Consider the following 21,606-nt stretch of genomic DNA (forward strand, 5'->3'; position numbering starts at 1 on the left):
GATTACTTGTTGGGTTGCGGCGTGACGCGCAGGTACGGCTTGATGGCCTTGAAGCCCTTGGGGAAACGCTGGGCAAGTTCAGCCGGGTCTTGCAGGCTGGGCACGATGATCACGTCGTCGCCGTCTTTCCAGTTCACCGGCGTGGCCACCTTGTAGCCGTCGGTCAGCTGCAGCGAGTCGATGACGCGCAGGATCTCGTCGAAATTGCGGCCCGTGCTGGCGGGGTAGGTGAACGTGGTGCGGATGGCCTTTTTCGGGTCAATGATGAACACGCTGCGCACGGTGGCCGTGGGGCCGGTGCTCAGGGCATTCGGGTGAATCATGTCGTACAGGTTGGCCACCTTGCGGTCGGCATCGGCCAGGATGGGGAAATTCACCGTGGTGTTTTGCGTCTCGTTGATGTCGTTGACCCACTTGCCGTGGGATTCCAGCGCATCCACGCTGATGGCGATGGGCTTGACGTTGCGCTTGGCAAATTCACCGCTCAGGGCTGCGGTCTTGCCGAGTTCGGTGGTGCAGACGGGTGTGAAGTCTGCGGGGTGCGAAAACAGCACCACCCATGAATCGCCAGCCCATTCGTGAAAAGAAATCTTGCCGGCGGTGGAGTCCTGGGTGAAATCGGGGGCGGTGTCGCCGAGTCTGAGAGTGGTCATGCTGTGCTCCTTGATTGCTGATCAAAGCATTGTGGGGAGCAAGCGTTAAAACTCAAAAGAATATATCGCTCTTAATTTATCTCAATAAACGAATAACGATTCAAGGAACTGGCATTTTCTGGTGCTACGGTTTTGATAGCTGCTTGCGCCCAGCGTTATTGGGTTACTGGCCATTTTTGTCTCTAATAGCTGCGCCGAAAGCACCCTGGCAGCGTCAAAATACGGCCCCAACACCCTGATTCAAGGAGCTTCAGGGGGCGTTTTCAAGCACAAGAATTGCCTCCAGCCCAATAGCAACGGGCGCAAGCAGCTATCGTATTGATAGCAATCTGGCACAGGTCCCGCAGGGGCGCCCGCCCTGCAGCCGGCAGCTCAGGCCGGTGAGCCCGAGAGCTCCGTCTTCAGGTGCGCCAGAAAGGCCTGCGCCGCGCGCGAGAGCGTGCGGCCCGTCGCCGTCTGCACTTCCACATTGCGCAAATCCAGGCCACGGTCACGCAGGCGTATGCAGGCAAACTCGCCGCGCTGGACCTTGTAGCGCACCGATATTTCGCCCGCAATGGTGACGCTTTCCGGGTAGTGGCGCAAAAAGTCGTTCAGGCTGGTGATGTAGTTGCTGGTGAGCACCGGCGAAACAGTCAGGCCCTGCAGGCTGCAGGCGATGTCAAACAGCTGGCGCACGGTGGTGTTTGTTTCCGGCAGCACGATCGGATAGGCCAGCAGCTGCTTCAGGTTGATCTGTTTGAACTGGGTCAGCGGATGGTCGTAGCGCATGGCCGCCATCACCGGCGACGGCTGCAGGTGCTCTACCTGAATGCCGCTTTCGGGCGTGCGGCTCATGGTGAGGCCGATGTCGGCATCCCCATGCAGGACGCGGCGCGAGCATTCCGCCGGGGGGTGCGCACCCAGGTGAAACTGGATGCCGGGATGGGTCTTCATGAAGTCGCCGATGGCCTTGGGCAGGAACTCCATCGCAAAACCTTCGGTGCAGGCCAGGCGCACCCGCCCGCGCTGCATGCCTTGCAGCGCCTGGATCTCATGCACCACCCGCTCCGAGTCGTGCGCCGATTTAAGCGCGTGCACGGCCAGCATCTCCCCGGCAGCGCTGGGCACCATGCCCCTGGGATGGCGGTCAAAAAGCGTTGCGCCCAGCAGGTCTTCCAGGTGCGCGATGTGGCGGCTGATGGCCGACCCCGCCACATTCAGGCGCTGGGAGGCTTCGCTGATGGAGCCGCAGCGCACGACCTCCAGGAAGTAGCGCAGCGCGGTGTCCTGCAATTGACGGGCAACCTGGGGAGAAAGGGTCATGGGCGTCGGGTGATGGCGGAGCTGTTGGGCATGGGGCAGCCAGAGCATTGCCGATTTGGCAACGCAATCATACATATTCTCTAATGCATGGAATGGTCTTTCGGTCTGGTTCTTGCGCAGAATGAGCCGTCTCCACTCCCCACGCCATGACGAAGGACTTTTATGAAGCAATTTTTCACCACGATGGTGCGTCAAAGTTTTGTGCTTGCGGCCTTCGGCGCAGGCCTGACTGCAGCCCATGCCGGCAAAGCCAACGACACCCTGGTTTACGCCTCGGACAGCGAGGTTGAGAACGTCAGCCCGTACCACAACAACATGCGTGAAGGCGTGATCCTGGCCAACCTGGCCTGGGACACGCTGGTCTACCGGGACCCCAAAACCGGTGAGTTCAAACCCCAGCTGGCCACCGCCTGGAAATGGGAATCCGCCACCGCGTTGCTGGTCACCTTGCGCCAGGGTGTCACCTTCCACAACGGTGACAAGTTCAGCGCCGACGATGTGGCCTACACCTTCAATGTGGTCACGGCGCCGGAAGCCAAGATCGCCACGCGCCAGAACACGGGCTGGATCAAAAACGTCGAAAAGCTCGGCGACTACCAGGTCCGCATCAATTTGAAGGCACCGTTTCCGGCCGCGATGGACTACCTGGCCGGGCCCACGCCGATCTACCCCGCCGCTTACATGAAGAAGGTGGGCCTGGAGGGCTACAGCAAGGCGCCCATTGGCACCGGCGCCTACAAGATCACCGCCGTGGTGCCAGGCCAGGGCGTGACCATGGTGAAGAACACGGCCTACTTCAAGGACAGCCCGGCCGGCCAGCCGAATATCGGCACGGTGAAGTTTGTAGTGATCCGCGACCCGGAAGCGCGCGTGGCCCAGCTGATGACGGGCGCGGTGGACTGGATCTGGCGCGTGCCGTCCGACCAGGCCGAGTCGCTCAAGTCCAGGCCCAACACCACCGTGCTGAGCGGTGAAACCATGCGCGTGGGTTTCATGTCGATCAACAGCAACGGCACCACGCCGGAAGCCCTGCCCTTCAAGGACATTCGCGTACGCCAGGCCGTCAACCACGCCATCAACCGCAAGGGCCTGGCCGACAGCCTGGTGCGCGGCGGCAGCCAGCCGGTGTATTCGCCGTGCTTTCGCACCCAGTTCGGCTGCGAAACCGAAAAAGAGGTGAAGTACACCTACGACCCGGCCAAGGCCAAGGCACTGCTGGCGGCCGCGGGTTACCCCAACGGCTTCGACACCGACCTGTGGGCTTACCGCGAGCGTGAATATGCCGAAGCCATGGTGGGCGACCTGCGCAAGGTGGGCATACGCGCGCGCCTGCATTTTGTGCAGTACCCGGTGCTGCGCACCGAAATCTACTCGGGCCGCGCACCGCTGACCTTCCAGTCCTGGGGATCGTTCTCCATCAACGACGCGTCCGCGTTTGTCGGCAACTACTTTGAAGGCGGCCCGGACGACACGGCCAAAGACCCGCAGGTGATTGCACTGCTGAAAACCGCCGACAGCACGGTGGACAAGACCGAGCGCAAGAAGAAATATGCGCAGGCCCTGCAGCGCATCAGCGAGCAGGCCTACATGGCGCCCATGTTCTCCTATTCCACCAACTACGCCTTCACGCCGGACCTCAAATTCACGGCGCATGCGGACGAGCTGCCGCGCTTCGGCCAGGCCAGCTGGAAGTAGCCACGATGGTCCAGCCGTGCGCCGCACGGCTGGGCTGACCCGCGCAGTCCGCTAACGCAACAACCGGGGCCTTCCCATGCTGCAATACATATTCCGCCGCTTTCTGGTGGCCCTGAGCGTCATGCTGACGGTGGCCGTCGTCAGTTTCATGCTGCTGCACCTTTCCGGCGACCTGGCGGCCTCCATCGCCGGCGCCGAGGCCAACGCCGCAGCCGTCGAGGAAGTGCGCGTCCAGTACGGCCTGAACCGCCCCATCACCACCCAGTTCTTTGACTGGCTGTGGGGCGCGCTGCACCTGGACTTCGGGCGTTCGTTCTTCTTCCAGAACACCGTGATGGAACTCATCGGCGAGCGCCTGCCCATCACGCTCAAGCTGGGCGCCGTGTCTTTGCTGCTGGCGGTGTCGGTGGCGATTCCGCTGGGCGTGTTGGCCGCCGTCTACCGCGACACCTGGATAGACCGGCTGGCCCTGATGGTGGCGGTGGTCGGCCAGGCCATGCCCAACTTCTGGTTTGCGCTGACGCTGATCCTGCTCTTCGCCGTCGGGCTGCACTGGCTGCCCGTTGCGGGCAACACCACCTGGCAGCACTTTGTGTTGCCGGCCGTCGCGCTGGGCTACTACGCCATGCCGTCGCTGATGCGCCTGACGCGCGCGGGCATGCTCGACGTGCTGGGCGCAGACTACATCCGCACCGCGCGCGCCAAGGGCCTGAGCCCGGCACGCGTGGTGTTCAAGCACGCCTTGCGCAACGCCATCATTCCGGTTGTGGCCCTCGCGGCCGTGGAGCTGGGCTTCATGCTGGGCGGCTCGGTCGTCATTGAATCGGTCTATTCCATGCAGGGCCTGGGCCAGCTCGCCTGGGACTCCATTTCGCGCAACGACTACCCCGTGGTGCAGGCCGTGGTGCTGATCATCGCCGTGTTCTACATCGGGCTGACATTCCTGGCCGATGTCTTCAACGCCGCGCTCGACCCCCGCATGCGCACACGCTAGGACATCACCATGAACGCACCTTCCCTGACCGTTTCCGCCGCGCCGGCGCTGCCGCTGCCGCCCGTCCCCGCCTGGCGCCGCAGCCTGCGGCGTGTGCTGGGCCACCGCGGCATGACGCTGGGCAGCATCCTGCTGGGCCTGGCCGTGGTGGCCGCCCTGTTCGCGCCCTGGCTCAGCCCGCATGACCCGTATGCGCAAGACGTGACCCAGCGCCTGATCCCGCCGTTCTGGCACGACAAGGGGAGCTGGGAGCACGTCTTCGGCACCGACAAGCTGGGGCGCGACTACCTGAGCCGCCTTTTGTACGGCGCCCGCGTATCGCTGGGCATCGGGCTGGTCGCGGCGCTGGTGTCCGGGCTGATCGGCACCACCATGGGCGTGCTGGCGGGCTATTTCGGCGGCCGCGTCGACGCCGTGGTCAGCTACATCATTACCACCCGGCTGGCCATGCCGGTGGTGCTGGTGGCGCTGGCCACGGCTTCCCTCATCGGCGGCTCATTGCAGGTGGTCATCATCCTGCTGGGCCTGCTGCTGTGGGACCGCTTTGCCATCGTCACGCGCTCGGCCACGCAGCAGCTGCGCGACGCCGAATTCATCGCCGCAGCCAAGGCGCTCGGCGCGTCCACGCCCTACATCCTGGTGCGCGAACTGCTGCCCAACCTGATGGGCCCGCTGACCGTGGTGGCCACGCTGGAGATGGCGCACGCGATCCTGCTGGAGTCCACCCTCTCCTTCCTGGGCCTGGGCGTGCAGCCGCCCACGCCGTCGTGGGGGCTGATGGTGGCCGAAGGCAAGGCCTACATGTTCTTCCAGCCCTGGGTGATCCTGGTGCCCGGCGTGGTGCTGGCCCTGCTGGTGCTGGCCATCAACCTGGTGGGCGACGGCCTGCGTGACCTGACCGCGCCCGACGGCCGCAACTGAAAGAGGACCACCATGGACATTTTGCTGGACGTGAAAAACCTGCGTGTGGACCTGCCGACACCGGGCGGTATGCTGCATGCCGTGCGCGGCATCGACTTCCAGGTTCGGCGCGGGGAAATGCTGTGCCTGGTCGGCGAGTCCGGTTGCGGCAAGTCGATGACGTCGCTTGCACTGATGGGCCTGCTGCCGCGCAAGGCGGTGCGCAGCGCCGACCACATCCGCTTCGGCGGGGTGGACCTGCAGGGCTTGCCTGAGCGGGAAATGTCCCTGCTGCGCGGCTCGCGCATGGCGATGATTTTCCAGGAGCCGATGACGGCGCTGAACCCGTCGTACACGCTGGGCGACCAGCTGTGCGAGGCGCTGCGCGCACACCGCAAGGTCAGCATGGCCGAGGCGCGTGAGCGTGCGCTGTACCTGCTCGAACGCGCGGGCGTTCCGCAGGCCGCAGACCGTTTGCGGCAGTACCCGCACCAGCTATCGGGCGGCCTGCGCCAGCGCGTGGTGATTGCCATGGCCCTGATGTGCGAGCCGGACCTGATCATTGCCGACGAACCCACCACCGCGCTGGACGTCACCATCCAGGCGCAGATCCTTAGACTGATCCGTGAGCTGCAAAAAGAGTTCGGCACCGCGGTGGTCTTCATCACACACGACCTCGGCGTGGTGGCGCGCATCGCAGACCGCGTGGCCGTGATGTATGCGGGCGAAGTGGTGGAAACCGCGCCGGTGGCCGAACTGTTCGCCCACCCCGCCCATCCCTACACCCGCGGGCTGCTCAACTGCATTCCGGTACGCGGCAAGACCCTGCCCGGCAGCCGCCTGCAGGCCATCCCCGGCGTGGTGCCCAGCCTGGTGGGCAAGGTAGAGGGCTGTGCCTTTGCCAACCGCTGCAGCCAGGTACAGGCAGGCTGCGCCGCCACCCCGCCCTATGTGGCGCTGGACGCGGAGCATGCCGTGCGCTGCGTCGCGGCTTCACCCTTGCTGGCGGAGGCCGCATGAACCCCACCACCCCTTTGGCAACGCCCCCCGGCGGCAGCGAAGACATTGCGCTGGAGCTGTGCGCACTCAGCCGCGTCTTCAAACTCAAGCGCGGGCTGTTCACAGCGCCCGGTGAAATCAGGGCGGTGAATAACGTCTCCCTGCGCATCCGCAAGGGCGAAACCCTGGGCCTGGTCGGGGAGTCCGGCTGCGGCAAAAGCACCCTGGCCAAGATGCTGCTCGGGTTGCTGCCGCCCACCTCCGGCAATGTGCTGGTCAACGGCAAGGAAGTCGACAGCAGCCAACGCCGCGCCCTGGCGCGCCACATCCAGCCGATTTTTCAGGACCCGTATTCATCACTGAACCCACGCCGCACGGTGGCAGGCATTGTCGGGGTGCCCCTGGCCCTGCACAAAGTGGGCACTGCACAGGAACAGCAGCGCAAGGTGCGCGAGATGCTCGACCTGGTCGGCATGCCCGAGCGCACGCACAGCCAGTACCCCAACCAGCTTTCGGGTGGGCAGCGCCAGCGCGTGGCGATTGCGCGGGCACTGGTGCTGCGCCCCGACATCCTGATCTGCGACGAACCGACATCGGCGCTCGACGTGTCGGTGCAGGCGCAGATCCTGAACCTGCTGATGGACCTGAAGGCCGAGTTCGGGCTGACCTACTTCTTTATCAGCCACGACCTGGGTGTGGTCGAACACCTGGTGGACCGCGTGGCCGTGATGCACCGCGGCGCCATCGTCGAGCTGGGCACGCGTGAACAGGTCTTTGCCCGGCCCGAGCACCCTTACACCCGCATGCTGCTGGCCTCGGCCCTCACGCCCGAGCCCGGGCTGGGCGTACCCGACATCGCCAGCGAAGCCATCGCCTGACGTTTTACCTCTCCATTTCAACCGCGCAATTTCCCTTCAATTTCAAGGACCTCTCATGAGCCGTACCCAAGCCGTGGCCCAGACCCTCGCCTGTTTCGACGACGGGCGTTTCCAGCAAACGCTGGACCGCCGCGTTGCCTACAAAACCGAAAGCCAGGACGCCGCCAGCGGCCCCATCCTGCACGCCTACCTGCAGGACGAAATCACGCCCAAGCTCACGGAGCTGGGTTTTGCCTGCCGCATCGTCGACAACCCGGTGCCGGGCAAAAGCCCTTTCCTGCTGGCCGAGCGCATCGAGCCCGGCGCCGCTTTCACCGTGCTGACCTACGGCCATGGCGACGTGGTGCGCGGCTACGACGCCCAGTGGCGCGAAGGCCTGAGCCCCTGGAAGATCGTGGTGGACGGCAACCGCTGGTACGGCCGCGGCACCGCCGACAACAAGGGGCAGCACACCATCAACCTGACCGCGCTGGAACAGGTGCTGGCCGTGCGCAGCGGGCGCCTGGGCTACAACGTGAAGATCATCCTGGAAATGGGTGAAGAAGACGGCTCGCCCGGCCTGAACGAAGTGTGTGCCCTGCACCGCGATGCGCTGGCGGCCGACCTGTTCCTGGCCTCCGACGGCCCGCGTGTGTCGGCTTCGCGCGCCACGCTGTTTCTCGGCTCGCGCGGCGTTTTCAACTTCGACCTGCACCTCAAGCTGCGCGACGGCGGCCACCATTCGGGCAACTGGGGCGGCCTTTTGCGCAACCCCGGCATCCGCCTGGCCCATGCGATTGCCAGCCTGGTGGACGCGCGCGGCCGCATCCTGGTGCCCGGCCTGCTGCCCACCGCCATTCCGGCCAGCGTGCGCACCGCGCTGCAGGACATCGAGGTCGGCGGTGGCCCGAACGATCCCGAGATCGATCCCGACTGGGGCGAGCCGGGCCTCTCGCCGGCCGAGCGCGTGATCGGCTGGAACAGCCTGGAGGTGCTGGCCTTTACCACCGGCAACCCGGCCATGCCAGTGCATGCCATTCCGGCCGAGGCACGCGCGCACTGCCACATGCGTTATGTGGTGGGCAGCGACCCGGCGAGTTTTCTGGCGCACATCCGCAAGCACCTGCTGGCCCACGGCTTTGACGATGTGGAAGTGCGCGGCACCGACGTGAACATGGCCGCCACCCGCCTCGACCCCGACAACGCCTGGGTGCGCTGGGGCATGGCTTCCATCGAGCGCAGCACCGGCCGCCGCCCGGCCCTGCTGCCCAACCTCGGCGGCTCGCTGCCGAACGACGTGTTTTCTGAAACGCTGGGCCTGCCCACGCTGTGGGTGCCGCATTCGTACCCCGCCTGCTCCCAGCACGCCCCCAATGAACACATCCTGGTGGACACCACCCGTGAGTCGCTGCAGATCATGGCCGGCATGTTCTGGGACCTGGCCGAAGAAGGCGCCGGCGTGATGGAGGAATGCGCATGAGCGCCGCAATGGCCGCCCCGATGACCGCGCCAACCTGCGCCGCCACCGAATGGCTTGCCGGCCAGCGCCCCGCCATGCAAGCAGCGCTGGCCACGCTGGTCGACATCGACTCCAGCAGCCACGACAAGCCGGGCACCGACCGCGTGGCCCAGGCCATGGCGGGCTGGCTGCAAACCGCCGGCATCAGCGCCGAACACCGCAGTGATGTCGCCGAGGGCGACGTGCTGCTGGCCCGCCTGCCGGGCGCGCAACCTGCGGCAGCGCCGGTGGTGCTAATGGGCCACCGCGACACCGTATTCCCCACCGGCACCGTGGCCCAGCGCCCCTGGCGCGTGGACGGCGAGCGCGGCTACGGCCCCGGTGTCTCCGACATGAAGTCCGGCCTGGTGCTGCAATGTTTTGTGATGATGGCGCTGCAAAAACTGCCGCCGTTGCCCTTCCCTGTGCTGGGCCTTTTCACGGCCGACGAAGAAATCGGCTCGCAGAACGGCCGCATCGCCATCGAAACCCATGCGCGGGGCGCGCGGGCGGTTTTCAACTCCGAGCCCGGCCGCGTCAGCGGCAACCTGGTCACCGAGCGCAAGGGTGGCGCCACCTTCTTGATTGAAGTCACCGGCCGCGCCGCCCACTCGGGCATGAACCACGCTGACGGCGCCAGCGCCATCGGCGCCCTGGCGCAGCTGGTCACCGCCTTGCACGCGTTAACCGACTACAGCTGCGGCATCACCACCAATGTCGGCCTGATCAGCGGCGGCATGTCGACCAACACCGTAGCACCCGCCGCGCAGGCCAAGCTCGACGTGCGCTTTCGCACCCTGCCCGAACGCCAGGCGGTGTTCGCCAGCATCCACGCCCTGGCCGCCGCGCCCGGTGTGCCGGGCACCACCATCCGCATCACACAGATGTCGGAGTCGCTGCCCCTTGAACCCGAAGCCAGCAGCGACCTGATGCAGCGCTACAAAACGAGTGCGGCCCAGGTCGGTTTCGACGTTGCCGGTGAAGCCACGGGCGGTTGTTCCGACGCGGGCTTCACCGCCTCACTGGGCATTCCCACGCTGTGCGGCGTTGGCCCGGTGGGCGCGAAGGCGCATACCGATAACGAATACTGCTGCCTAGATACGCTGGTGCCGCGTGCGCAGGCACTGGTCAAGACGGTGTTGAGTTTGGCCTGAGCGTACTTCGCCGTAGGAGGCGAGAGCCAACCCATGACTGTCAAGTTTCGCGTCAATGCGACCCACCTTTTCGCAGTCGCTTGATCCCATCAAAACCCTGAAATGTGGATTGCCAGTCCTGCGCAAAAGGCGTCGCTAATGGCTCAGCGTTCGATGGGAAAACGGATCAAACAAACACAAAAATCCACACGCTAACCACAAGAATAGCCCGTTAAGCACACAAAGCGTACCGGGTACGTATAGATGCAACTGCCGGAAGCATGCCCAGCCTACGATAAGGCAGAGCAGGATGAATATCCAGAAGACATCTCGGCGAAGCGCTGGAAACCGTGCCCGTGTTGCGAGGACAAGCAGATTCGCGACGGTGAATACAACGGACCATAGCAAAAGAGGCAAGGACCATATCTCGCTTTGTCGAAATAGCGTCTCAACCGCGTAGGCCATCGCCACCGAGCCCGGATGCTCCAGTCGTGGATGACGGTTTTCCAGCGGAAGCGTTTTCATGTCCAGTAGCCGCGAAGCCGAAGGCGAGATGATGACGATGCGCCCGCGCAAGTTGGGTCTCGCGCCCTCCAGCAACCGACGGAAGCTAATGCGCGGAATGGTCGCAACCGCGAAAGGGTAGTCTATTCCCCAGCCTGCTTCCCCACCGCCGCGAAACGCGGGCTCGCGCGGGCTCAGCCTTGGAGAGGAGCGGCAGGGCTTTGCTACAGCTTCGCAATATGCCATGTAGATTGCTTCGGAGAAGCTTTGATATCCCTGCACTAAAGGTACTGCCGTGACTTGCCCGTTCGCGCTGACGGAGGCGAGTACGTGGCCTTTTCGTCGTGCCATCTGCGCCAGTGCGAGATAGAGCCCGGGGGGCGAACTGCCATCGAGCGCTAGCACGAGGCGCGACTGCTCGCTAGCTACCATCTCAATCAAAGCGTCGTCGGGTCGCGCAGGGGGTTCGGTAAACATGACGTCGATCGCCACGACGGCGGCCCCTGCATCAAACGCCGAAAGCGCTGCTCGCGCATAGTAGCTTCGCTGCAGCGGCCAACCGCCCAAGGCAACGAGGGTTGCATCATCGATATCGACAATTGTGACTGGGGCGACCGGCCCCGTCTGCGATGATGGAAACCGCTCCGCATAGACGTCCGCCTCGATTGCCTGAAGGCCTTCACAGGAGGCCAAACATGCCGCAGCCAAGCCCGCCGCTAAGACGCAACGGAATGCTTGCAGGGTCTTCTGGAACGATAGCATCTAAGTAAATCCTATCCTCGTATTCCACATGAGGCATGTATTAGTGGAAATTGACGGGTGTGTCTTGGGCGGATTGAAGCAGGCAATGCCACCGTTTCCCGTTAGACATGTGGCAATGTCGCTGGCTGCTGCCGTGCCCGTCTGCTTGATCACCCCGACCGGCAAGCCCATGTAAATGGTTTCGTAGAGCGGTGTTCCGTTGGCGTCGTACTCATCCAGCAGCCGGCCCGACTCGTCATAGACATAGTAAGCCGCTCCGGTTGGCGCGCAATTCAACAAGGTGATGAAAGATTTTGTGGAGACCTAACGACGGACGCCATTTGCTTCTGCGTTCAATTCTCCCGAAAAAGGCGCGGTCTACTCTGAGCGGCCGCGGTGTGGGCTGTTCATATTCAGTTGTTGTGACGTAGGTAAATTTTTCCCATCGCGTGTGGGTTACCTCTGCTCGGTCCGCGCCCAAAACGCTTGAGTAAAACGTTTGCTGGACTTCCTCTGCGTTAACTAATGAAAACGACTTGTGGCGGCCAGACGACGAGTGCGATTTGATTTGGTTTGCCGGAGCCATTCAACATAAACTGGCAATGGCTACCAATAAATAACGAACGGGCAGGGAGTGTATGACTCAGGCAGAAGCAGCTGTGGCGAAGGAGACGCCAGCGCACGCGCAAAGAACCAATAAGACAAGTTGTATTGCCGCCGTCTCTGTCGCCAATGTGTCTTCTTGCGCCGCAATCTTCGGTTTGCCTGCCCTACTCCCGCTCGCCCGTTTTCATCGGGGGACCATCTACTCGGCCAATCCGGCTTCCCGGCTTGGGTGATGGCTTTCACTCCCGTAACCAAACTCGAGCGCAAGGTCCCCATCGCCACGGCGCGTGAGACCGACTTCAAAAAGCTGGTCGACCAAGGCTATAACTCCGGCCACGCCACGCAAGACAAAACCCGCGAACGCGTTGAGCTCAAGCGCGACCTGGCCAGCCAGCGCGAAAACCTCTCTACCTTGAAGGCACCTGTTGCAGGCGTAGCGCAGCAACTCGCTATTCGCACTACAGGGAGCGATGTCGCCGAAGCACAGGCTCTGATGATCATCGTGACTGAGGGCGCGCAGGTCACGGCCGACTCAGTGAATCACAAAAAGCGAGGTACCGTTTTTCCGGTGACGCTGGCCCTAAAGACTAAACAAATTGATGTGGAYGGAAAGATGATTCAGTTGGTATCCGGCATGAACCTCGCCGCTGAGATTAGGACCGGGAGCGACGGGTGATTGAGTATTTGTTTAGCCCGATTCAGAGGGCGGGTCGTGAGAGTTTGAGGGAGAGATGTCGCGTATTGTTAGCGCGAATATATCTGCGGAAATTTTGCAATTGCACGGAAGGGAAAAATGCTTGATTACGTTCGAAAGCATTCGGTAGGTTTGGCTTCTCTTTCATTTATCTTTGGGATTCTTACATCAGTTGTGCATGCGATGCGATTCAACGGAACGGATGCACTTTTGCTGGCATTAGGTGTTTTTGTGTGCTCAATCGCGTTAGTGATCACCCTAGTTGCTCGAATACTGATTTGGTCCGCAAAAAAAAATATGCCTTCGTCTTTGCTATCGATGCGTTGGCATGAATTAACAGCTGAGCAATTTCAAAGCATTGGATTTGCCGCTCGAATTTCCTTTATCTCGCAGCACCTTGGGATTTTCGCTGCGGTGTTTGGTTTTGGGTGGATGGCAGCCACTATGTTGTTAGTAACTATTGGGAGAATTTAATGGATTCTGGTATCGCAAAAATAGGCGAATTCACTGCTGCGTTCGGTGCGGCTTTCAATGATGGAAAAGCATTTCTTGATGGACTGGCAAATCAGAATGCGCAGTGGGATGTTACTCAGATACCGACTACGTGGTCGCAGACAGCCTCTGTGCTTGGGCTCTTGGCGACGTCTGCGCAGGCGTTAACTACGCCAGGCACTCCTGTTGCTGAATTGGTCGGAAAGTTTGGATTGGCTACAAATCTGATAGCTTTGACGGCAAACGTCAGCCAATTGACGACGGCTCTGCAAAATTCGAATCAGAATGAAGCTATTGCCGCTGGACTAGGAGTACTAGCCGCAATTGGCGGAACCGCAGCGGCTGTTGATACGCTACTCATTGGCGCAGGCTTGGTCGCTCTATCTCCTTGGGCAGTGCCTTTGGTCGCCGTGGCTACAGCAGCACAGTTGGTTTGGCAAAACCGGGAGAATTTTGTCTGGGCGGGAAATGAGTTAATGCGAGTTCTTGACGATGCAGCGCAGGAACCTACGTTTATCGGTGATCTATCCCGCGCAAGTATTGATCTTTTAGTTAGCCTGGGATTTACCGCTGCAAAAAATGTCGTTATCCGGAGAGACCCGCTTGTTCTTGATCTGGATGGCGATGGTCTGGAGTTGGCTGGAGCTTCTGGGAGTGTCCTTTTCGACCACAATGCAGACGAAATCAAAACTGGTACGGGCTGGGCCAGGCCCGATGATGGCTTCCTAGTGCGTGACCTCAACGGCAACGGCACTATAGATACTGGCAGGGAGCTTTTTGGTGTAGACACAATCAAGAGCAATAGCACACTGGCCACTGACGGCTTCGATGCGCTGCGTGACTTGGACGCCAACGGCGATGGCTTCATCACCAGTGCAGATGCCGCATTTGGCGAGCTCAAGATATGGCAGGACGCTAACCAGGACGGCATTAGCCAAAGCACCGAGCTCAAAACCCTGGCAGAGCTCAACATCACCAGCATTGGCGTCAACGGTAGCAGCACGGGCCCACAAGCAGGGCAAGTGATTAACAACAATACCGTGGCCCTGAGCACCACGTTCACTCAAAACGGCCAAGCACACACCGTTGGCGCCATTGATTTCGAGATCAACAATTTCTTTACTGAGTTCCCACCGGAAGTGGTGGATGAGGCCGGTAACCCTGTTCCCATCACCGAGCAAGCCCAAGCATTGCCGCAGATGAATGGTTCTGGCATGGTCCGCAATTTGCAGGCGGCGGCCAGCCTGAGCGCAGACCTTGCTACGCGTCTGGAGACCTTTGCGGCCGCCACCACACGCGATGCCCAGCGCGCTCAGCTTGATACTTTGATATCTGCCTGGGCAGACACCTCTGGTTTCTCGCACGGATTGGCGGTGGGCTACAACGCTGGCACAACTTATAACTTGCCACCGGGCATTACCGTTGCCCAGTACCGGAATCTCATTTACGTGCTTGAAGCCTTCAACGGCAGCAGGTTTTATGGCGACGAAACAGGCGGCCCGCGGCCGGCAGGTTTTGCGATTCTGAGTCACCAGCCCACCGAAACCGGCAATGTGGTGTATGAATACATCATCAGCCCACCGCCGCAACAACTGGCTTTGTTGCAGCAGGCTTACGATGCGCTGAAGGAAAGTGTGTACTCCGCACTTGTTGTTCAGACCCGTTTGAGGCCCTACCTCGACAGCATTGAGCTGGCGATTGATGAGACCGGCATACATTTCAACACTACCGTTGCGCAGGCCGTGGCCAACACCCGGGCTGTGAGTGACACGTACAACACAGCCATCGACCTGGTTGAGTTGCACAAGTACGCCTCCGCCACGGTTAAAGCAGTGGGCTGGGAACCTTATTTCACGCTTCAGAGCATTCTTGAAAACAACACCAACACGCCTGAAATTCAGGCCATGCTTGCGGCGGAGCATGTCGCTGTACTGGGAAGCGGCGATACCAACCACGCGGTGCAGGACAACGCAAACTGGGCGGTGGTTGGCAGTGCCGGCGCCAACGTGATTTCTGGCGGCGGAGGCAACGACGAGTTGTACGGCGGCGCCGGCAATGACACCATCAATGGCGGTGCGGGCGTTAACCTGCTGGATGGCGGTGACGGTGACGACGTGCTGTACGCCGACCAAACCTCTACCTCCAACACCCTGATCGGTGGTGCCGGTAATGACACGCTGAGCGCGTTTTACTACGGCCCGAACAACAACGTGTTTGAAGGCGGAACCGGTGATGACAACATCGTCGGCACGTGCTTTACAGACACCTACAAATTCAACCTGGGCGACGGCCACGACACCATCCAGGAAAATCAGTCAATCAGCCCCACGCCAGTCGACAAATTGATCTTTGGTGCAGGCATACTGGTCAGCGACATCAGCAGCTACCGGGTGGGCAACGACATGGTCTTTGCCCATGTCAATGGCACCGACAAGATTACGGTCATCGGCTGGTTTGCCAATTCCGGTTACCAGATCGAGCGGGTCGAGTTTGCTGACGGGACGGTGTGGAATTCGGCTGACCTGACGGTCGCAGGCCTGATCGTCACCGGCACGGCCGGCGACGACGTCATGACCGGCACACCCATGGGCGATACCTTGCTTGGCATGGGCGGTAACGACACTATTACCGGCGCTGCGGGCACAAACATTCTGGACGGTGGTGATGGCGATGACGTGCTGTACGGAGAGCAAAACTCCACATCCAACACCTTGATTGGCGGTGCGGGGAATGACACGATGAGTGTCTTCTACTATGGCCCCGGCAACAATGTATTTGAGGGCGGTACGGGCAACGACACCATCACTGGCGGCTGTTTTGTGGATACCTACAAATTCAATCTGGGTGATGGCCAGGACACCATCACCGAGAACCAGTCGACGGGCCCCACGCCAATCGACAAGCTGGTCTTTGGCGCCAACATACAGGCTGGCGACATCAGCAGCTACCGGGTAGGTAACGACATGGTCTTTGCCCATGCCAATGGCACCGACAAGATTACGGTCATCGGCTGGTTTGCCAATTCCGGTTACCAGATCGAACGGGTCGAGTTTTCGGATGGAACAATCTGGAATTCGGCCGACCTGACGACTGCGGGACTCATCGTGACCGGCACCACCGGCGACGACGTTATGACCGGCACGGTCATGGACGACATCATTCACGGTGGCGCTGGCAACGACGACATCCGCGGAGGCGCAGGTGTGAATATCCTCGACGGCGGTGACGGCGATGACGTGCTGTACGGCGAGCAAAGCTCCACCTCCAACACCCTGATTGGCGGCGCCGGAAATGACACCTTGAGTGCCTTCTACTACGGCCCGAACAACAACGTGTTTGAGGGCGGAACAGGCGACGACACCATCGTCGGCACGTGCTTTACAGACACCTACAAGTTCAACCTGGGCGACGGGCAGGACACCATCACCGAGAACCAGTCCAACTTCAGGCCTACCGACACGCTGGTGTTTGGCGCGGGCATTCTGGTTGCAGACATCAGCTTCATTCGCGTGGGCAACGACATGGTGTTCAGTCACGCCAATGGCACTGACAAGGTCACCGTCAAGGGTTGGTTCGCCGACTCGGGTTACCAGATCGAGCGGGTCGAGTTTGCTGACGGCACTGTGTGGCTGGAGCCAGCCCTGACCTCGGCCGGGCTGGAAGTTACCGGTACGGCCGGTAACGATGTAATGACCGGAACGGTCATGAACGACATCATTCACGGTGGCGCTGGCAACGACGACATCCGCGGAGGCGCGGGTGTGAATATCCTCGACGGCGGCGACGGCGATGACGTGCTGTACGGCGAGCAAAGCTCCACCTCCAACACCCTGATTGGCGGCGCAGGCAACGACACCTTGAGTGCCTTCTACTACGGCCCGAACAACAACGTGTTTGAGGGTGGAACAGGCAACGACACCATCGTCGGCACGTGCTTTACAGACACCTACAAGTTCAACCTGGGCGACGGGCAGGACACCATCACCGAGAACCAATCCAACTTCAGGCCGACTGACACGCTGGTGTTTGGCGCAGATATTCTGGTTGCAGACATCAGCTTTGTTCGCGTGGGCAACGACATGGTGTTCAGCCACGCCAATGGCACCGACAAGATCACCGTCAAGGGTTGGTTTGCCGACTCGGGTTACCAGATCGAACGGGTCGAGTTTGCTGACGGAACCGTGTGGCTGGAGCCAGCCCTGACCTCGGCCGGGCTGGAAGTTACCGGTACGGCCGGTAACGATGTGATGACCGGAACTGTCATGAACGACATTCTTCATGGTGGCGCTGGCAACGACGACATCCGCGGAGGCGCAGGTGTGAACATCCTCGACGGCGGTGACGGCGATGACGTGCTGTACGGCGAACAAAGCTCCACCTCCAATACCTTGATCGGCGGCGCCGGAAATGACACCTTGAGTGCCTTCTACTACGGCCCGAACAACAACGTGTTTGAGGGCGGCACAGGCAACGACACCATCGTCGGCACGTGCCTTACCGACACCTACAAGTTCAACCTGGGCGACGGGCAGGACACCATCACCGAGAACCAGTCCAACTTCAGGCCGACTGACACGCTGGTGTTCGGCGCGGGCATTCTGGTTAGTGATATCAGCTTGGGTAGGTCAGGCAATGACATGATCTTCCGCCATGCCAACGGCACCGACAAGATTACGGTGACAGGCTGGTTTGCCGATACCGGCTACCAGATCGAGCAGGTCGCGTTCGCCGATGGCACGGTCTGGGATTCTGCCTATATGGCCAGTATGTCCGGCCTGACCCTGACGGGAACCGGCACTTTGCAGGGATCACAGTACGACGATGTACTGACCGGCATGGGCGCACTGGGACACCTGATTGGCGGCGCCGGCAACGACCTGCTGACGGTTCCGCACAACACCGGCACGATTGGCGCGAACACCTATGAAGGTGGAACGGGCGACGACACGCTCATCGGCAGCTATTGTGCAGACACTTATGTGTTCAACCTGGGTGACGGCCACGACACCATCACTGATGACGTGCGCTTTTATCCCAATTCGGGCGGACCGGATTATTTCACTGCACATCCAGACGACGCAGCCTACCGGGATACGCTGGTGTTCGGCGCAGGCATTGCCCAGCAAGACGTAACCGTCTCGCGCACCGGCAATGACGCCGTGTTTACGCTCAATAGCGGCGCTGACAGCATCACCGTCAAGGACTGGTATGACGGCACCATCTTCAGCAAGCTGGAGAAAATTGAGTTTGCCGACGGTAGCAGCTGGTCTTCCACAGATGTGGAGCAAATCCAGACCCATGGCGGTTCGGTGTCGGCAGGCAACGACGCGCCGTGGGCCCTTCAGTCCATATCAGCGCAGCAGGCCCGGGAAGACGCGGCCTGGAGCCTGGCGGTACCCCAAAATGCTTTCCGTGATTTTGATGGTGATGCGCTTGTTTACAGTGCAGCCTTGGCGGACGGCACGGCGCTGCCGAGCTGGCTGAGCTTTAATGCCGCTACCCGTACTTTCACCGGCACGCCTGGAATGGGCGACATCGGGGCCCTGTCCTTGAAAGTCTTTGCAACCGACACCTCGGGTGCATCGACCCATATTGGTTTTGCGCTGAACGTACTGGAGGGCTTGGGACTCAACCTGACGGGGACCGGGACGCTTCAGGGAAGCCGGCACGACGACGTACTGACATCCGGAGGGTACGGCACGCATCTGATAGGGGGTGCAGGCAACGACACACTGACCGTTCCGCATTACGACGGGACCAATTTCGACAATATTTACGAGGGAGGTACCGGTAACGATACATTGATTGGCAGCTATGCCAAGGACACGTATCTCTTCAACCTCGGTGACGGAAGCGACACCATTACGGATGACGTACGGTTCTACCCCAATGCAGCTGCACCGGATTATTTCGCAGCACACCCGGACGCCCCGAGTTATCGGGATACGCTGGTGTTCGGTGCAAACATCACTGATGACCAGCTCTGGTTCCGGCAAACCGGAAACGACCTCGAGGTGTCAGTCATCGGTACGACAGACAAGATCACGGTGAAAGACTGGTACGCCAGCATGTTCAACCAGGTCGAAGTCTTTCAGGTGAGTGATGGGCATGCCTTGCTCAACACCCAGGTGCAAAACCTCGTGCAAGCCATGGCATCGTTCAGCCCGCCGGCAGCAGGTGAGACCACCCTGCCTGCCAGCTACCAGAGCAGTCTGGCGCCGGTGATTGCTGCCAACTGGCAGTAAATAGCGTTGAATCACATTGCTCGCTGAAATCGCCCGACGGCTTCCGCCCGGTTGCCGTCGGCTGCGAGACCCGGTGTACCCACGCACCGGTCCAGACGGTGTTGAGCCTCGCCGCCTGGGTGGGCTGCTGCGACTGGACACCCATCGGAACCTGCATTGGGGCCGGCACAGGTGCTATTATTTTTATAGCTGCTCGCGCCCGTTTCTATTGGCCTACAGCCATATTCCTCATAAGAAAAAGGCTTTCAGGAACCTCTGGCAGCCTCAACATGCCCCCGGCACCGCCCCATCAGCCTGCTTTTTACCGCCGCTTTGACTTTTTTAGCATCAAAACTGCCTCCAGCCCAATAAGGACGAGCGCGAGCAGCTATTAAATCCATAGCGCCTTCATCCGCGCTCGCGGCCGGCTAATCCGCCGGATCAACCCATCAAACCAGCTCTTCACCCCGCATACGTTCCCCCAGAAAGTCCAGAAAGCTCCGCACCGCCGGAATCTGCCCACGCCGTGAAGTGAACACCGCGTGCGCCACACCGGGGCGAAGCGCCCAGCCCGGCAGCACGGGCACCAGCAACTGCGCCTGCTGCTCTACCGCACTCAGGGATTCGGGCAAAAAACTCATGCCGGTGCCCGCCAGCACGGCCAGCTTCAGGGTTTGCAGGTCGTCTGCCACATAACGCGGTTGGTGCTGCAGCACAAACTCTTTTCCGTCGGGGCCCATCAGCGTCCACGACGCCCGGCCATCGACCCACGACATGGCGACGGTGTCGAGCTTGTGCAGGTCTTCCGGTTTTTCCGGCGTGCCCTGGCGCCTCAGCAAATCCGGGCTGGCCAGCAGGCGCCCGGAGCCGGCACCCAGGTTTTTCACGATCAGACTGCCGCTGTCTTCCAGCGTGGGCCGCACGCGCAAGGCAATGTCGATGCCCTCTTCCACCAGGTCAATCACCCGGTTGGTCACGCGCATGTCGACTTTCACGTGGGGGTGAAGCGCCATGTAGCGCGGCACCAGGTAACCCACCGTGCTTTGTGCCAGCGTCACCGGGCAGGTGATGCGCAGGGTGCCGCGCGGCTCGACCTGAATTTGCGCCACGGCTTCGGATGCGGCCAGCGCCTCGTCGCGCATGGCGCTGCAGTGGCGCAGGTAAATCTCGCCGACCTCGGTCAGTGACAGCTTGCGGGTGGTGCGCTGCAGCAGTCGTGCGCCCAGCCGCGCCTCCAGCTCGGCCACGCGGCGCGACAGGCGCGACTTGGGCAACCCCAGCGCCCGGCCGGCCGCGGCAAAGCCGCCCCGCTCCACCACTTCGGCGAAGTACAGCATGTCATTGAGGTCTTGCATGGAAAAAGTCCTTTCGTCGCCTTTCGCCGCCTTTGCTCGCCTTCCGCCACTTACCGAAGGCACCGGATCGAAGGCATTTTTGTGATTTTGCGGTGTTTATTGTCTCATCAGTAGAACGATAAGTCGCATTATTGCCGACTTATCAAACACTCGACTCATACGCACAATCTATCCCATGGCTGCGGTTCAAGGTGAACACGGCCTGAAAACCGGTTTATCCCACCCGATCAATCACTTCAATTCAAGGAATTCACCATGACCAAGCTTCTTCACATCGACTCCAGCATCCTTGGCGGCAACTCGGTTTCCCGCCAGCTCACAGCCCAGATCGTGGCCTCATGGCGCGCCGCCAACCCCGGCACCGAAGTCAGCTACCTCGACCTGGCAGCCGACACACCTTCCCACCTCTCCGCCGAATCACTCGGCTTCCGCATGCCTGCCGGCACGGCGCTGAGCGACGTGCAAAAGCGCGAAAACGCCGTGTCTGAAGCGCTGGTGTCGCAATTCCTGGCCGCCGACGTGATCGTCGTGGGCGCACCGCTCTACAACTTCGCAATTCCAAGCCAGCTCAAGGCCTGGATCGACCGCATTGCGCAAGTCGGCCGCACCTTCAAGTACACCGACAAAGGTCCCGTGGGCCTGGCCGGCGGCAAGACGGTGATCGTGGCATCCGCTCGCGGCGGTGTGTATTCAACCAGCGACGCGATGACAGCCCTGGAACACCAGGAGAGCTACCTGAAAGTGGTGTTCGGCTTCTTCGGCATCACCGACGTGCGTTTTGTGCGCGCCGAAGGCCTTGCCATGGGCGAAGCCGCCAAGGCTGCCGCACTGGAAGCCGCGCAGATTGAAATCGTGACCCACACGCAAAAGCCTGCCAACCAGGAAAAAGCTGCACTGGCGGCCTGAGCCACAGGCGTCCGGCACCCATGCCGGAACGCCGTACGGAAAAAAGCCCG

The 21,606-nt window shown here is 61.2% G+C and carries 15 protein-coding genes; 11 read left to right on the top strand and 4 right to left on the bottom strand.

Annotated features, from left to right (window positions below; translation table 11 throughout):
- Window positions 1–2: 2 nt before the first annotated feature.
- A complete protein-coding gene (locus AC1DYQ_RS08445; RefSeq protein WP_477650913.1) occupies window positions 3–653 on the bottom strand; it encodes a peroxiredoxin in 651 nt (216 codons plus the stop codon).
- Window positions 654–1,025: 372 nt separating this feature from the next.
- Complete coding sequence (locus tag AC1DYQ_RS08450; RefSeq protein WP_477686423.1) at window positions 1,026–1,958, bottom strand: LysR family transcriptional regulator; 933 nt, start codon at window positions 1,956–1,958, stop codon at window positions 1,026–1,028.
- 183 nt (window positions 1,959–2,141) lie between these two features.
- Between AC1DYQ_RS08450 and AC1DYQ_RS08455 the strand changes: the two genes are divergently transcribed.
- From AC1DYQ_RS08455 to AC1DYQ_RS08485, 7 genes are all read left to right on the top strand, one after another.
- Entirely contained in the window at window positions 2,142–3,653 is a 1,512-nt protein-coding gene (locus tag AC1DYQ_RS08455; protein ID WP_477671715.1) for an ABC transporter substrate-binding protein, read from the top strand.
- A gap of 76 nt (window positions 3,654–3,729) precedes the next feature.
- Window positions 3,730–4,647: an ABC transporter permease gene (locus AC1DYQ_RS08460; RefSeq protein WP_477671703.1), complete on the top strand. Its 918-nt coding sequence runs from the start codon at window positions 3,730–3,732 to the stop codon at window positions 4,645–4,647.
- Between the two features lie 9 nt (window positions 4,648–4,656).
- A complete protein-coding gene (locus AC1DYQ_RS08465) occupies window positions 4,657–5,568 on the top strand; it encodes an ABC transporter permease (RefSeq protein WP_457282712.1) in 912 nt (303 codons plus the stop codon).
- Window positions 5,569–5,580: 12 nt separating this feature from the next.
- A complete protein-coding gene (locus tag AC1DYQ_RS08470) occupies window positions 5,581–6,567 on the top strand; it encodes an ABC transporter ATP-binding protein (RefSeq protein ID WP_477686424.1) in 987 nt (328 codons plus the stop codon).
- Window positions 6,564–7,424 carry an ATP-binding cassette domain-containing protein gene (locus AC1DYQ_RS08475; RefSeq protein WP_477686425.1) on the top strand — a complete coding sequence of 287 codons (861 nt, stop codon included), beginning with the start codon at window positions 6,564–6,566 and terminating at the stop codon, window positions 7,422–7,424. The genes AC1DYQ_RS08470 and AC1DYQ_RS08475 overlap by 4 nt, the downstream gene beginning before the upstream one ends.
- A 55-nt stretch (window positions 7,425–7,479) precedes the next feature.
- A complete protein-coding gene (locus AC1DYQ_RS08480) occupies window positions 7,480–8,883 on the top strand; it encodes a M20 family metallopeptidase (RefSeq protein ID WP_477686426.1) in 1,404 nt (467 codons plus the stop codon).
- A complete protein-coding gene (locus tag AC1DYQ_RS08485) occupies window positions 8,880–10,055 on the top strand; it encodes a M20 family metallopeptidase (protein ID WP_477686427.1) in 1,176 nt (391 codons plus the stop codon). The genes AC1DYQ_RS08480 and AC1DYQ_RS08485 overlap by 4 nt, the downstream gene beginning before the upstream one ends.
- Window positions 10,056–10,190: 135 nt before the next feature.
- Here the strand turns inward: AC1DYQ_RS08485 and AC1DYQ_RS08490 are convergent, their stop codons facing one another.
- On the bottom strand, window positions 10,191–11,300 hold the full coding sequence (locus tag AC1DYQ_RS08490; RefSeq protein WP_477686428.1) for a CHASE2 domain-containing protein: 1,110 nt from the start codon (window positions 11,298–11,300) through the stop codon (window positions 10,191–10,193).
- A gap of 817 nt (window positions 11,301–12,117) precedes the next feature.
- Between AC1DYQ_RS08490 and AC1DYQ_RS08495 the strand changes: the two genes are divergently transcribed.
- From AC1DYQ_RS08495 to AC1DYQ_RS08505, 3 genes are all read left to right on the top strand, one after another.
- On the top strand, window positions 12,118–12,561 hold the full coding sequence (locus AC1DYQ_RS08495) for a hypothetical protein (RefSeq protein ID WP_477686429.1): 444 nt from the start codon (window positions 12,118–12,120) through the stop codon (window positions 12,559–12,561).
- A gap of 117 nt (window positions 12,562–12,678) precedes the next feature.
- Window positions 12,679–13,053: a hypothetical protein gene (locus AC1DYQ_RS08500; protein WP_477686430.1), complete on the top strand. Its 375-nt coding sequence runs from the start codon at window positions 12,679–12,681 to the stop codon at window positions 13,051–13,053.
- 746 nt (window positions 13,054–13,799) lie between these two features.
- Window positions 13,800–19,316: a calcium-binding protein gene (locus AC1DYQ_RS08505; RefSeq protein WP_477686431.1), complete on the top strand. Its 5,517-nt coding sequence runs from the start codon at window positions 13,800–13,802 to the stop codon at window positions 19,314–19,316.
- A gap of 428 nt (window positions 19,317–19,744) precedes the next feature.
- Here the strand turns inward: AC1DYQ_RS08505 and AC1DYQ_RS08510 are convergent, their stop codons facing one another.
- Entirely contained in the window at window positions 19,745–20,650 is a 906-nt protein-coding gene (locus tag AC1DYQ_RS08510; protein ID WP_477686432.1) for a LysR substrate-binding domain-containing protein, read from the bottom strand.
- Window positions 20,651–20,905: 255 nt separating this feature from the next.
- Between AC1DYQ_RS08510 and AC1DYQ_RS08515 the strand changes: the two genes are divergently transcribed.
- A complete protein-coding gene (locus AC1DYQ_RS08515; protein ID WP_477648597.1) occupies window positions 20,906–21,556 on the top strand; it encodes an FMN-dependent NADH-azoreductase in 651 nt (216 codons plus the stop codon).
- The last annotated feature ends 50 nt before the right edge of the window (window positions 21,557–21,606 follow it).

The organism is Polaromonas sp. P1_F4, from assembly GCF_056405675.1.

What these genes read in the sequence shown, in the direction of transcription:
- AC1DYQ_RS08445 (WP_477650913.1), bottom strand. Translation starts at nt 653, where the DNA reads ATGACCACTCTCAGACTCGGCGACACCGCCCCCGATTTCACCCAGGAC.
- AC1DYQ_RS08460 (WP_477671703.1), top strand. Translation starts at nt 3,730, where the DNA reads ATGCTGCAATACATATTCCGCCGCTTTCTGGTGGCCCTGAGCGTCATG.
- AC1DYQ_RS08485 (WP_477686427.1), top strand. Translation starts at nt 8,880, where the DNA reads ATGAGCGCCGCAATGGCCGCCCCGATGACCGCGCCAACCTGCGCCGCC.
- AC1DYQ_RS08450 (WP_477686423.1), bottom strand. Translation starts at nt 1,958, where the DNA reads ATGACCCTTTCTCCCCAGGTTGCCCGTCAATTGCAGGACACCGCGCTG.
- AC1DYQ_RS08465 (WP_457282712.1), top strand. Translation starts at nt 4,657, where the DNA reads ATGAACGCACCTTCCCTGACCGTTTCCGCCGCGCCGGCGCTGCCGCTG.
- AC1DYQ_RS08455 (WP_477671715.1), top strand. Translation starts at nt 2,142, where the DNA reads ATGGTGCGTCAAAGTTTTGTGCTTGCGGCCTTCGGCGCAGGCCTGACT.
- AC1DYQ_RS08475 (WP_477686425.1), top strand. Translation starts at nt 6,564, where the DNA reads ATGAACCCCACCACCCCTTTGGCAACGCCCCCCGGCGGCAGCGAAGAC.
- AC1DYQ_RS08470 (WP_477686424.1), top strand. Translation starts at nt 5,581, where the DNA reads ATGGACATTTTGCTGGACGTGAAAAACCTGCGTGTGGACCTGCCGACA.
- AC1DYQ_RS08500 (WP_477686430.1), top strand. Translation starts at nt 12,679, where the DNA reads ATGCTTGATTACGTTCGAAAGCATTCGGTAGGTTTGGCTTCTCTTTCA.
- AC1DYQ_RS08480 (WP_477686426.1), top strand. Translation starts at nt 7,480, where the DNA reads ATGAGCCGTACCCAAGCCGTGGCCCAGACCCTCGCCTGTTTCGACGAC.
- AC1DYQ_RS08510 (WP_477686432.1), bottom strand. Translation starts at nt 20,650, where the DNA reads ATGCAAGACCTCAATGACATGCTGTACTTCGCCGAAGTGGTGGAGCGG.
- AC1DYQ_RS08515 (WP_477648597.1), top strand. Translation starts at nt 20,906, where the DNA reads ATGACCAAGCTTCTTCACATCGACTCCAGCATCCTTGGCGGCAACTCG.
- AC1DYQ_RS08490 (WP_477686428.1), bottom strand. Translation starts at nt 11,300, where the DNA reads ATGCTATCGTTCCAGAAGACCCTGCAAGCATTCCGTTGCGTCTTAGCG.